This is a genomic window from Arthrobacter sp. P1_A5, from assembly GCF_056406825.1.
This window is the reverse complement of the sequence record NZ_JBFTZL010000120.1, coordinates 1-11,459: the sequence shown is the minus strand read 5'-3', so window position 1 is coordinate 11,459 and position 11,459 is coordinate 1. Positions and strand designations below refer to the sequence as shown.

The window sequence follows — 11,459 nt, the reverse complement described above, 5'->3', positions numbered from 1 at the left end:
GTCCTGGGCGAAGAGTTCGGCAGCTCGGGCCACGGTTCCCGCCGGTGGATCATCGACCCGATCGACGGCACGAAGAACTTTGTCCGCGGCGTCCCGGTCTGGGCCACCCTGATCGCCCTCGTCGATGAGGGCGAGCCGGTGGTCGGCGTCGTCAGCGCGCCGGCACTGGGCAAGCGCTGGTGGGCCGCCAAGGGTGCAGGCGCCTACACCGGCCGCTCGCTCGCCGCCGCCACACGGTTGAAGGTATCCAACGTCTCCAATCTCGAGGACGCGTCGCTGTCCTACTCCAGCCTTGGCGGCTGGAAGGAACGCGGGAACCTGGATGAGTTCCTGGGCCTGACCGAGGAAGTGTGGCGGACCCGCGCCTACGGTGACTTCTGGTCGTACTGCCTCGTGGCCGAGGGCGCCGTGGACATCGCCTGCGAACCCGAGCTGAATCTCTACGACATGGCCGCCCTGGTGCCGATCGTGACCGAGGCCGGCGGCCGCTTCACCTCGCTCGAAGGCGAGGACGGCCCCTTCGGGGGCAACGCCCTGGCCACCAATTCGATCCTGCACTCGGAAGTGCTCAAGCGGCTCAACCCCGGACTCGACGACCTCTTCCAGGCCCACCCGAACAACTGATCCGCGCCCGTAATATTCCGCTTCACAATCGGCGGCCGCCTTTTCCCCGGCTGCGCCAATGTCCTACGCTCGATGCAGGTCACGAGTGCCAGCGCTAAACCCCGGTTTGCTGGCCGGCAACCCTCCAGTCGCGGTGGGGTGCCCCGGGTGACGACCTGGCCGGTCCGGAACGGACCCGGCAAGCGCGGATTCCCACGGTGTGGGGTCCTGTTCGAGTGAGGTCCCATGACAACTGCCATTTTCCCCGTTGCCCCTGAATTCCATGCACGGCTTGCCCTCGCGGCCCGCCCGCTGGCAGCCGTCACCGGGGCCGAAATCCAGGCCCCGCTGATCACCGGCGGCCACGCGCGCTACGCCAACCTCGACTACGGCGCCTCCGCCCCGGCCCTGTCCGTGGTCTCGGCATACCTGAACGAAATCCTGCCGTACTACGCAAGCGTGCACCGCGGGGCCGGCTACGCATCGCAGATCAGCACCTCCGTCTACGAGAACGCCCGGGACATCGTGCGGGACTTCGTGGGCGGCCGGCCCGGCGATTCCGTGATCTTCACGCGCAACACCACCGATTCCCTGAACCTGCTGGCCGGCTGCCTGCCGCTGCGCGACGGGCGGCCCGCGGGCGAGGTCCTCTACCTCGACATCGAACACCACGCCAACCTCCTGCCCTGGCAGAATGTCCCGCACCGCAGCGTCGTGGCCGCCGCCACCCTCGCGGCCACCGTGGACCGCCTGCGCGACGAACTCGCCCGCGGCGGCGTCAGCCTGCTGGCCGTCACCGGCGCCTCCAACGTCACCGGGGAGATCCTCCCCATCCGGACCCTGGCCGCACTGGCGCACGAATACGGCGCCAGGATCGTTGTCGACGCCGCGCAGCTCGCCCCGCACCGGCGGATCAATATCGCCGCGGACGACGTCGATTACCTCGCCTTCTCGGGGCACAAGCTGTACGCCCCGTTCGGCGCCGGCGTGCTGGTGGGACGGACGGACTGGCTCGACGCCGGCACCCCGCACCTGGCCGGCGGCGGCGCGGTCCGCGATGCCCGGCTCGACTCCGTCAGCTGGACCACAGGACCCGCCCGGCACGAGGGCGGCTCGCCGAACGTCCTCGGTGCGGCGGCCCTCGCCCGCGCCACCCAGGTCATTGCAGCCCTGGACCCGGAGCAGTGGCAGGCCCACGAGGACGCCATCCGGTCCTTCCTCGTCGAGGGCCTCCAGGGCATCGAAGGGGTAACCGTGCACCGGATCTTTGCCGATTCTGCTTCCGATTCTTCCTCCGCTTCTTCCACTGGAGGCGATCAGCCGGACACCGGCACGATCGGCGTCGTGAACTTTTCCGTGGCAGGCTACGACGCCGGACTGGTGGCCGCCTACCTGTCGGCCGAACACGGCATTGGCCTGCGCGACGGCCGCTTCTGYGCCCACCCGCTGCTCAAGCGGCTCGGCCTGCCCGCCGGCTCCCTGCGGGCCAGCTTCGGCCTCGGCTCACGACTGGAGGACGCCGAACGCCTGCTGGCCGGCCTGCAGCAGCTGCGGCAAAACGGACTCGGCTGGGATTACGTGGTGGACGCCGGGCGCTGGGTGCCGGCCAACGATACCCGCAGCTACCCCCACTGGGCGCCGAACACCCCGGGCACGGCCGGCGCTGCGCCCTGCACCCTCGACTAGCGCAGGACCGGGGCCCGGCGCGGGTGCGGTAAATTCGAAAGGTATCTGTAACAAGCAGGACCTTCCCGAAGGAGATCGCACGTGGCAAGCGCCGGACCCAGGCTCCACAGCGGACCGAAGCTGCACAGCGAGCGGCGCCAGGAACTCGGACAAAGCTTCCAGGACGGCGGCGAGCACTATGAACGCGTCCGCCCCGGCTATCCGCAGGAGTCGGCCGACTGGCTGGTCCGGGCGGGAGCCAGGGACGCCGCGGACATTGGCGCGGGCACCGGGAAGTTCACTTCCCTTTTGGCAGAACGCGGACTGGCCACGGTGGCCGTGGACCCCTCTGCCGACATGCTTGAGCAGTTGCGCCGGACCCTGCCGGACGTCACCGCCATCGAGGGCAGCGCCGAGGACACCGGTCTCGAGCCGGAGTCCTTTGACCTGGTCACGGTTGCCCAGGCGTGGCACTGGTGCGACCCAGGCTTGGCCTGCGCCGAGATTGCCCGGATCCTGCGGCCGCACGGCGTGCTGGGCCTGATCTGGAACCAGCTGGACACCAGCGTGCCCTGGGTGCACCGGCTCTCCCGGATCATGCACGCCGGGGACGTCCACAAGCCACACTTCCGTCCGGCCGTGGGCCCCGAGTTCACCGGACTGGAGAGCCACCTGACGCGCTGGGAGGATTCCGTCACGGCGGAGGACATCCAGGAGCTGGCCAAGTCCCGCAGCTACTATCTCGCGGCATCGGACTCCACCCGGGCCAAGGTCACAGCCAACCTCGCCTGGTACCTGCACGAGCACCTGGGGCACACCCCAGGCGAGGTGCTCCGGCTGCCCTACCTGACCCAGACGTGGCGGGCCTTCCGGGCCTGATGCACGCTCACCCCGGATTCCCCCGGATTGCACGCAGCGCCCGCCAGGCCTATTGTTTCGGTATGCCTAATAATTTCTTATAGGCACACGAAACTTTGACACCGGCTGTTTTCCGGCCGGCGCCGATCATCGCGTCAACGCCGACGCGCCAATCACAGGAGCTGGCAGTGCTGGAGCTAACGGGACACGGGCAACCGGCGCAGGACGCCCCCACTTACAAACACCCGGGTGCCCGGAGGGCGCTGATCGGCCTGTTGGGACCGGCCTTCGTGGCGTCGATCGCCTACGTGGACCCCGGAAACGTGGCCGCCAACCTGACCGCCGGAGCGCAGTACGGCTACCTGCTGGTGTGGGTCCTCGTGGCCGCCAACGTCATGGCCGTCCTCGTCCAGTACCAGTCCGCCAAGCTCGGGATCGTCACGGGCAAGAGCCTTCCGGAGATCCTTGGTGAACGGCTCAAGCCGTTCTGGCGCCGCGCCTTCTGGGTGCAGGCCGAAGTTGTCGCCGCCGCCACCGATCTCGCGGAGGTGGTGGGCGGCRCAATCGCCCTGTACCTGCTTTTCGGCCTGCCCCTCCCCCTTGGCGCCCTGATTGTCGGCGCCGTGTCGATGCTCCTGCTCGCGGTCCAGGCCCGGCAGAAACAGCGGCCGTTTGAATTCATCATCATGTTCCTGCTCGGCATCATCACAGTCGGCTTCCTGGCCGGGCTTTTCATCAGCCCGCCCGATCCGGGAGCCGCCCTGGCCGGGCTCATGCCCGGCTTCCAGGGACCGGACACCGTCCTGTTGGCCGCCAGCATGCTCGGGGCCACCGTCATGCCGCACGCCATCTACGTCCACTCGGCCCTGTCCCGGGACCGGCACCGGCCGGACGAACACCTGCATGTTCCCCCGGCGGCCATCGCGCGCCTGGTCCGGGCCACCCGGTTCGACGTCGTGGCCGCCCTCGCGATCGCCGGACTGGTCAACATCGGCATGCTGCTCCTGGCCGCCTCCACCCTCGGCGGCGAAGAAGGCACGGACACGATCGAGGGCGCGCACGCCGCCATCACCGCCAATCTCGGTCCGATCGTCGGCGTGATCTTCGCGGTCGGGCTGCTCGCCTCCGGCCTGGCATCGACCTCAGTGGGCTGCTATGCCGGCGGCACCATCATGCAGGGCCTGCTCAAGATCCGGATCCCCGTCATGGCCCGGCGCGTCGTGACCCTCATCCCCGCCGTCGTGCTGCTGGCGGTGGGCTTCGACCCCACCTGGGCGCTCGTCCTGAGCCAGGTGGTCCTCAGCTTCGGGATTCCCTTTGTCCTGGTCCCGCTGGTGGTGCTGACCAGCAACAAAGCCCTGATGGGCCGGTTCGCCGACGGCCCGGCCCTCCGAGTCGCCGCCATCATCAGCGTGGTGCTCGTCGTGGCCCTTAACCTGGTCCTGCTGTGGCTCACTTTCTCCGGAGGCAGCTGACGGTAGGCTTAGGTCTGTGAAGACCAGTACGCCCTCCTCCTCGATCGAGGACTACGTCAAGGTCATCTATTCGTTCACCGAGTGGCAGCGCAAGCCCATCACCTCCACGCAGCTGGCGCAGCGCCTGGGCGTCGCCAACTCCTCGGTGTCGGAAATGGTCCGCAAACTCAAAGACCAGGGCCTCGTAGACCACAAGCCCTACAGCGCCGTCACGCTCACCAGCGATGGAGTCCGGCTCGCCCTGTCCATGGTCCGGCGGCACCGGCTGATCGAGACTTTCCTCGTCCGCGAGCTGGGATACCGCTGGGACGAGGTCCACGACGAAGCCGAACTCCTGGAGCACGCCGTCTCGGACACCTTTATTGAACGCATGGCGGCCAAGCTGGGGAACCCCACCCGGGACCCGCACGGCGATCCCATCCCGGCAGCCGACGGCTCGGTGCTGATGCCCGCCGCCCACCGCCTGAGCGAACTCGACGACGGCCACACCGGCCGGATCACCCGGATCAGCGACGACAACCCGGAGCTCCTGCGCTATCTCGCCGCAGAGGACATCGACCTCGACGCCGAAGTGGAGGTGGTGGGCCGGCGTCCCTTCGGTGGCCCCATGGTAGTGCGGATCGGTTCCGCCCCGGCACCGCGCGAATTCGATTTCGCCGACGAGGTCGCCTCGGCCCTCTGGGTCCACAGCGATGCCGGGCACGCCGGCTGCAGCGTCACGGAGAGCTGAGTGAAGGGTGCGCTGGACGAGCGCCGGGCCGTGCCGCGCCCCGGCGTGCCGGGCTGGAAGGCCTGGTCCGCCGTCGCCGTCGGCGGGCTGATCGGAACCGAGCTGCGTTTCGGCGCCGGCCTGATTTTTCCCGAAAGCGCCGGCGCGGTGCCGTGGACCACGTTGGCGATCAATGTCTCCGGGAGTTTCGTTCTGGCCACCCTGACCACCCTCTGGATCGCGCGGCCACAGACGGCTTTCTGGCTGCGGGCCGGCATCGGCCCCGGCCTCCTGGGTTCCTTCACCACCTTTTCGGCGCTGGTGATCGCCATTGACCAGCAGATCCGCGGCGGCTACCACGCCACGTGGCTGGCCTACCTCGGGCTCTCGCTCGTCCTGGGCCTCGGGGCCGCGGCGGCCGGCTGGAAAACCGGCAAGGCGATCGCCGACCTCCGCGGCGGTGCCCAATGATGACCGCGCTGGTGGTCGGGGCCTGCGGGGTGGCGGGAGCACTCCTGCGGTTCGCCGTCGACTCCTGGTTCGCGCACCATCAGGGCTCCCGACCGCACTGGCCCTGGGCGACGCTCACGGTCAACGTCGCCGGATCTTTCATCATCGGTTGGTCCATCGGCTTGACCGGCCACCTGGAGCTGGGCGCCGACTGGCACGCCGCGATCGCAACCGGTCTCGCCGGCGGCCTGACCACCTTCAGCTCATGGACCACCGCGACGGTCCGCCTGGTCAGCGAAGAGCGGTACCGGGCGGCGGCGCTCAACATCGGCGCGAACCTTCTCGCCGGGCTCGCGGCCGCGGCGCTTGGGCTTGCCCTCGCCGGCTGAAAACCTCAGGCCTCCGCCGGTGTGGCGAGGGTAACACCGGGGCGCCGTGGTGGCTTCGGGCCGCCGTCGTTCCCGTATCGTTGAAGGATGGTTACCCGACGTGAAGCAGCCCAGATCCTCGACATTCCCCTGGAAATGGCGCACCGTCACGGCATCCCGCCCCGGCTGTCCGAGGCCGAGCTGGGCGAGCTGCTGGACAACCCGCCGGCGTGGCTGGTCCAGTCCAAGGCAAACCGCACCGGCAAGCGGCCCGTCTGGGTCCAGCTCACCTGTGCCGTCTGCGGATTCTCCGAAGCGGCCCGGCCCAAAAAATGGTGGCCGGAATTCACGTACGTCTGCTGCGTGCACCACGAGGCACGCGAGATCCCCGTGCTCGGGCCCGGGCTCGTGCGCAGTGTGTACGACGGCGTCGGCAGCCGTTTCGCAGGGATCGTGGACGCCGCCGTTCCCGAGGCGTAGCTTAAAAGACGGGGCTACCCCTGGCCCCTGCCGTGAGGGAGAGCACCATGCCTGACAAGACGCCGCACCAGAGCGTGTCGAAGAAGTCGGTTAAAACCATCAAGGAAAAACGGGCAGAGAAGAAGGCGAAACACATCGTCGATGCCCACACCGACCCAGTGGCACACATCAAGAAGCGCTGAAATATCGAGAGGCCGGAAGCCGTTGCTTCCGGCCTCTTGTCGTATTGGCCTGACACGTCGCGGCGGGCTGGGGGCTCACCCGAAATGGATGATGTGACAATCTCCCGTTGGCGGTTTAGTGGTCTTGGAATCCGACCGAGAGGTCCCATTCCGGGGCCATGTCCGCGGGGCAGTTCCAACCGTTGAGCGGCGCGGCCCCCATCGGAATCATTCGACGCGGGTGGTGACGGCCCGGCGGGGACCGCCCACACTAAGACCAGTGCGCCAGACAGCGTGCTCGACACAGACCGGAGGAATACCAGTGACAATCACACCGGAGACTGAGGCCCACGGGCCGGTCGACTTCGTACTCCTGGAGTTCCCCGTATCGGGACTGACGGGACAGGCGAGTGAGGAACTCGTTAAGCTCGTCGAGCAGGGCGTGATCCGCCTCTTCGATCTCCTCGTCGTCATGAAGAATGACGACGGATCTGTCGAGGTGCTCGAACTCACCGACCCAGGCGGTCCGGCGGCGGGGTTCTCCTACTTCGAGGGAGCCCGGACCGGGCTCTTGGGCGATGACGACATCGCCGAGGCCTCGGCCGCGCTGCTCCCCGGGACTGTGGCCGCGCTGATCGTCTACGAGAACATCTGGGCGGCACCGTTCGTGGCGGCCGTTCGGGACAGCGGGGGCGAACTCATCGCGAGCACGCGGATCCCTGCTCCGGACGTGATGGAAGCACTCGATGCCCTCGAGGCCCTCGACGCCGAGACGACGGCACCCGCCGTGTCGCCGGCACCCGACGCGTAAGACACACAGGAAGCAATCCGACAGGAGAAAATTATGGGACTTCTCAGAGGTATAGGGCGGACGGCGGTGGTTGCCGGGACAGCCAGTGCAGTCAGCGGCCGGGTCCAGCGCCGCCAGGCCAACAAGTTTGCCGAGAAGGACGCCGCGACCGCGGCCAAGCAGCAGGAGGCCTACGATTCGCAGATGGCCCAGCAGGAGCCACCGCCGCAGGCCTACCAGCAGCCGGTCTACCAGCAGCCACCACCCCCTCCCCCAGCTGCCGGCGGCATCTCAAACGAAGCCCTCGAACAGCTCAAGCAGCTCGGGGCGCTGAAGGATCAAGGGATTCTCACGGAACAAGAGTTTGGCGTCCAGAAGGCGAAGATCCTCGGGATGTAGTGCCAAGCAACTGCAAAGAGGAGGGAAGTGTCGGAAGACGCTTCCCTCCCTCTTTGGCTTTAAGCACAAGACTCCCCGCCGGCAAAAAGCCGGCGGGGAGTCTTGTGAACCCAATACGGGGTGGAGCGCCGTTGCCGGGCCCCTATGTGGAGATGGGGGGAATTGAACCCCCGTCCGATGTCGTGTTGTCAGGGCTTCTCCGGGCGCAGTTTGCGTTGGAATTTCTCGGCCCCAGCCATGCTGCAAACAGCTGGCTGATCCGGGCCCAGTCATCTAAGAGTCCCGTTTACCCCGATGACGGAGGTAAACAGCAGTGGCTATCTAAATGACGCCAGGATCCGGGGCAATAGCAACCTCGGGCTGACGGACTGTCTTACTGCTTAGGCAGCAAGAGCGAAGTCAGTGCGTTTTGATTCGGCACTTATTGGTTTGCAGACAGCGTTTACGAGATAATTCTGCATCCTCGGCCCGCTTCACCTGTCGCGACTAACATCGTCGAAACCGATCATCCCCGTATTTTTTTATCAAACCCGGACCGGACACTTTCGAATCCTTCCCGGACTACCAATCATAACGCACCGCCTCCGGGAAACATTCCCTGGCACCGTGACAGCCTGCGGCGCGCTAGCGGCGGTTGCGTTCGCGCATGACGCGCTGGGCCTCGCGCTTGTCCTGCTGTTCGCGCAGTGTCTGGCGCTTGTCATATTCCTTCTTGCCGCGGGCGACGCCGATTTCGACCTTCGCACGGCCGTCCACGAAGTACAGCTGCAGCGGCACGATCGTGAAGCCCGACTCGCGGATCTTGTGCGAGATCTTCGTGAGCTCTTCGCGGTGCAGCAGCAGCTTGCGACGGCGGCGTGCGGCGTGGTTCGTCCAGCTCCCCTGGTGATACTCGGGGATGTGGATGCCCTCCATCCACAGCTCGTCGTTGTAGAACGTGCAGAAGCCGTCCACCATCGAGGCATGGCCCTCGCGCAGGGACTTCACTTCCGTGCCCATCAGCGCGATGCCGGCCTCATAGGTGTCAAGGACGTGATAGTCGTGCCGGGCCTTGCGGTTGGTGGCCACTACCTTACGGCCACTTTCTTTGGGCACGGTAGGACTCCTCGGTTTGTTGGTGGTTCACTCCGGCCAGGTGGTGCGGAGTCTTTCCAGTTTACGGCAGGGCGCCCGCCTCAGCGGATGGCCCGCCGGATGGCCCGGGCCGGACTGCCCGGGCCGGACTACAGCAGGTTCATGGGGTCCACGGCCCGGCCGTTGAGCCAGGTCTCGAAGTGCGAGTGGCAGCCGGTGGAGTTGCCGGTGGTGCCTGAATAGGCGATCAGCTGCCCCTGGTTGACGTGCTGGCCGACCGAGACCGCCACGGAAGTGTTGTGGTAGTAAATCGTGGTCAGCGAGTTGCCCTGGACCACCCCGTGGGAAATCTTCACGTTGTTGCCGCCGCCGTCGTTGGCCCAGCCGGCCGAGAAGACGGTGCCGGCAGCCGCGGCGTAGACGGGCGTGCCGCAGGCGGCACCGAAGTCGATGCCGGTGTGCATGTAGCCGCCCTGGCCGTAGAAGTCGATGGTGCCCGGCGGCGTCGCCCGCCAGCCAAACCCGGAGGTGATCGGAATATTGCCTGGGAACGGGTGCTGCAGCCCGAAGGCCGACGGCGAGCCCTGGGCCGGCGGGACATACGGCTGGACCGCCTGTCCCTGCGCCCGGGCAGCTGCCGCCGCGGCCTCGGCAATGCGCCGCTGCTCGGCCAGCCAGGCCTCACGCAGCTTCCGGTCGCGTTCGGCGATCTCGGCGGCGACGGCGTCCTGCTGGGCCTTGACCTGCGCGAGCTGGTTCTGGATGCCGGGCTTGGCGGCCTGGAGTTGGGCGTCGAGCCGGGTGGTGTCGGCAATCAGCTTGTCGACGGCGGCCTTCTTGGCTGCGGCCTCGTCCCGGGCGGCCTTTTCCCGGGCCAGTGCGGCGTCGGCTTTGGCCTTGAGGTCGGTGATTTCAGCCTCGACGGCGGCCAGCCGGGCCTGCGCGTTGACGTTGGTGGCGCTCTGCTGGGTGAGCTTGTCCATCGCGGAGTTCTGGCTGCGCAGGGCCTGGTCCGCGAGGTCGATGGTGTCCGTCAGGCTGCTGCCCTGGTTCGACCCGAAGAACAGGGACAGGTTGGATGGGACGCCACCGGACTTGTAGGCCTGCGTGGCGATCTGCCCGATCAGCTTCCGGGTGTCCGCGATCTTTTGCTTGTCCGCTTCCAGCTGCTGCGTGATTTTTGCCTTGTTCTGCTGCGCCAGGTCCACACGGGCCGCGAGGGCCTGCACTTCCTGGACCGCTCCGGCCACCCGGCCCTGGGCGTCCGTGAGCGCCTGCTGGGCGCCGGGGAGCTGGCCCTGGTACAGGACCAGGTCTGCCGCAGCCTGGGCGATCTTGCCGTCCACGAATTCGAGGGAGTGCTGGACCCGGGCCGCCTCCTCGCGCAGCGCGGCCTGCTGGTCCTCAAGGTCGTCGGCGAATGCCGCCGGACTCGAGGCCCCCATGGTCCCGGCCAGGACCAGCGCCAGGGTGGCGCTGATCATCCGGCTGCGGCGCCCCACCAGGCGGAGCCGGAGGGATTGCCGGAGGGGGCGGCGGGCCATCGGTGTCATAAGCATTCCCTTTTCGTTGCGCAAAGCTAGACCCGCAAGTACCGGCGGAGGGTCAGCAGGGAGGAAATTCCGGCCAGGACAACGCCCAGGCCAATCAGGGCAGGTACCAGGATCAGGGTCTGCCCGGGTGAGATAAACGCGGTGTCCGGATACTGCTTGGACAGGACGCCTTCGAGGAAGAAGCGGGCCACGGCCCACAGGGTGCCGGAGGCCARGGCGRCACCGATGACCGCGGCGATGACGCCTTCGAGGATGAACGGGAGCTGGATGACCATCTTGGACGCGCCCACCAGGCGCATGATGCCTGTTTCCCGGCGGCGGCTGAACGCGGAGAGCCGGATGGTGGTTGCGATCAGCAGAATGGCGCAGATGATCATGACTCCGGCAATGCTCACGGCCACCAGGGACGCGGCGTTCATGGCCGAGAACAGCCGCTCCAGCAGCTGCCGCTGGTCGATCACGGTCTCTACCCCTGCCTGGGAGGAGAAGGTCTCGCTGATGATCTCGTACTTCTCCGGGTCCTTCATGTTGATCCGGAAGGACGCCGGCAACTGGTCCGGGGTCACGGAGTCAACGATCGGGGAATTGGAGAACTGTTCCTTGAAGTGCTTGTAGGCGTCGTCCTTGGACTCGTATTGGAAGTCGTTGACGTACTGCGCCACCGCSGGCGACTTCAGSAGCGTGCGCAGGTTSTCCTCCTGCTCCGGCGTCGCCGGACCGGTGGCGCARCCGGGCGCCGTCGAACCGTCACTGCASAGGAAGATGGCCACCTGGACTTTGTCGTACCAGTAGCCCTTCATCTGGTTGATCTGCARCTGCAGCATGCCGGCGGCGCCGACGAAGGTCAGCGACACGAAGGTCACCAGGATCACGG

The 11,459-nt window shown here is 67.2% G+C and carries 14 protein-coding genes, 1 other RNA gene and 1 riboswitch; of the genes, 11 read left to right on the top strand and 4 right to left on the bottom strand.

Annotation, left to right across the window (positions count from 1 at the left end):
* The 11 genes from AC1D1S_RS14960 to AC1D1S_RS14910 form a co-directional block, all read left to right on the top strand.
* Positions 1–624 (top strand): inositol monophosphatase family protein (locus tag AC1D1S_RS14960; protein ID WP_476994810.1); only part of this gene is annotated, 624 nt, incomplete at its 5' end.
* 77 nt (positions 625–701) lie between these two features.
* Positions 702–815, top strand: a riboswitch (SAM riboswitch).
* A 34-nt stretch (positions 816–849) separates the two neighbouring features.
* Positions 850–2,289 carry an aminotransferase class V-fold PLP-dependent enzyme gene (locus AC1D1S_RS14955; protein ID WP_243181227.1) on the top strand — a complete coding sequence of 480 codons (1,440 nt, stop codon included), beginning with the start codon at positions 850–852 and terminating at the stop codon, positions 2,287–2,289.
* A gap of 81 nt (positions 2,290–2,370) precedes the next feature.
* Positions 2,371–3,147, top strand: coding sequence for a class I SAM-dependent methyltransferase (locus AC1D1S_RS14950; RefSeq protein ID WP_243181226.1), 777 nt, complete (start codon positions 2,371–2,373; stop codon positions 3,145–3,147).
* A gap of 167 nt (positions 3,148–3,314) precedes the next feature.
* On the top strand, positions 3,315–4,601 hold the full coding sequence (locus tag AC1D1S_RS14945) for an Nramp family divalent metal transporter (protein ID WP_476994809.1): 1,287 nt from the start codon (positions 3,315–3,317) through the stop codon (positions 4,599–4,601).
* Between the two features lie 16 nt (positions 4,602–4,617).
* Positions 4,618–5,331, top strand: a complete 714-nt coding sequence (locus AC1D1S_RS14940; RefSeq protein WP_243181225.1) for a metal-dependent transcriptional regulator — start codon at positions 4,618–4,620, stop codon at positions 5,329–5,331.
* Positions 5,332–5,781 carry a fluoride efflux transporter FluC gene (locus tag AC1D1S_RS14935; protein ID WP_243181224.1) on the top strand — a complete coding sequence of 150 codons (450 nt, stop codon included), beginning with the start codon at positions 5,332–5,334 and terminating at the stop codon, positions 5,779–5,781. It begins immediately after the preceding gene.
* Positions 5,781–6,149 (top strand): fluoride efflux transporter FluC, encoded by a 369-nt coding sequence (locus AC1D1S_RS14930; protein WP_243181321.1) that lies wholly within the window; start codon positions 5,781–5,783, stop codon positions 6,147–6,149. Before AC1D1S_RS14935 ends, AC1D1S_RS14930 begins: the two co-directional genes overlap by 1 nt.
* 87 nt (positions 6,150–6,236) lie before the next feature.
* Positions 6,237–6,608: a hypothetical protein gene (locus AC1D1S_RS14925; protein WP_243181223.1), complete on the top strand. Its 372-nt coding sequence runs from the start codon at positions 6,237–6,239 to the stop codon at positions 6,606–6,608.
* Between the two features lie 47 nt (positions 6,609–6,655).
* Positions 6,656–6,790 (top strand): hypothetical protein, encoded by a 135-nt coding sequence (locus AC1D1S_RS14920; protein WP_018775274.1) that lies wholly within the window; start codon positions 6,656–6,658, stop codon positions 6,788–6,790.
* A 301-nt stretch (positions 6,791–7,091) separates the two neighbouring features.
* Complete coding sequence (locus AC1D1S_RS14915; protein WP_052355026.1) at positions 7,092–7,580, top strand: DUF6325 family protein; 489 nt, start codon at positions 7,092–7,094, stop codon at positions 7,578–7,580.
* A 33-nt stretch (positions 7,581–7,613) separates the two neighbouring features.
* A complete protein-coding gene (locus AC1D1S_RS14910; RefSeq protein ID WP_243181221.1) occupies positions 7,614–7,958 on the top strand; it encodes an SHOCT domain-containing protein in 345 nt (114 codons plus the stop codon).
* A 144-nt stretch (positions 7,959–8,102) separates the two neighbouring features.
* Here AC1D1S_RS14910 and ssrA read toward each other — a convergent pair.
* The 4 genes from ssrA to ftsX form a co-directional block, all read right to left on the bottom strand.
* Positions 8,103–8,471: a transfer-messenger RNA gene (gene ssrA, locus AC1D1S_RS14905) on the bottom strand.
* Between the two features lie 111 nt (positions 8,472–8,582).
* Positions 8,583–9,053 (bottom strand): SsrA-binding protein SmpB, encoded by a 471-nt coding sequence (gene smpB / locus AC1D1S_RS14900; RefSeq protein WP_026266743.1) that lies wholly within the window; start codon positions 9,051–9,053, stop codon positions 8,583–8,585.
* Positions 9,054–9,181: 128 nt separating this feature from the next.
* Positions 9,182–10,585, bottom strand: a complete 1,404-nt coding sequence (locus AC1D1S_RS14895) for a M23 family metallopeptidase (protein WP_243181320.1) — start codon at positions 10,583–10,585, stop codon at positions 9,182–9,184.
* Between the two features lie 26 nt (positions 10,586–10,611).
* The coding region (ftsX, locus tag AC1D1S_RS14890; RefSeq protein WP_476994808.1) for a permease-like cell division protein FtsX at positions 10,612–11,459 on the bottom strand (848 nt) is incomplete at its 5' end.

Excerpts from the sequence above, each read along its gene's own strand:
- AC1D1S_RS14910 (WP_243181221.1), top strand. The coding sequence starts at position 7,614 with ATGGGACTTCTCAGAGGTATAGGGCGGACGGCGGTGGTTGCCGGGACA.
- AC1D1S_RS14925 (WP_243181223.1), top strand. The coding sequence starts at position 6,237 with ATGGTTACCCGACGTGAAGCAGCCCAGATCCTCGACATTCCCCTGGAA.
- AC1D1S_RS14920 (WP_018775274.1), top strand. The coding sequence starts at position 6,656 with ATGCCTGACAAGACGCCGCACCAGAGCGTGTCGAAGAAGTCGGTTAAA.
- AC1D1S_RS14930 (WP_243181321.1), top strand. The coding sequence starts at position 5,781 with ATGACCGCGCTGGTGGTCGGGGCCTGCGGGGTGGCGGGAGCACTCCTG.
- AC1D1S_RS14895 (WP_243181320.1), bottom strand. The coding sequence starts at position 10,585 with ATGACACCGATGGCCCGCCGCCCCCTCCGGCAATCCCTCCGGCTCCGC.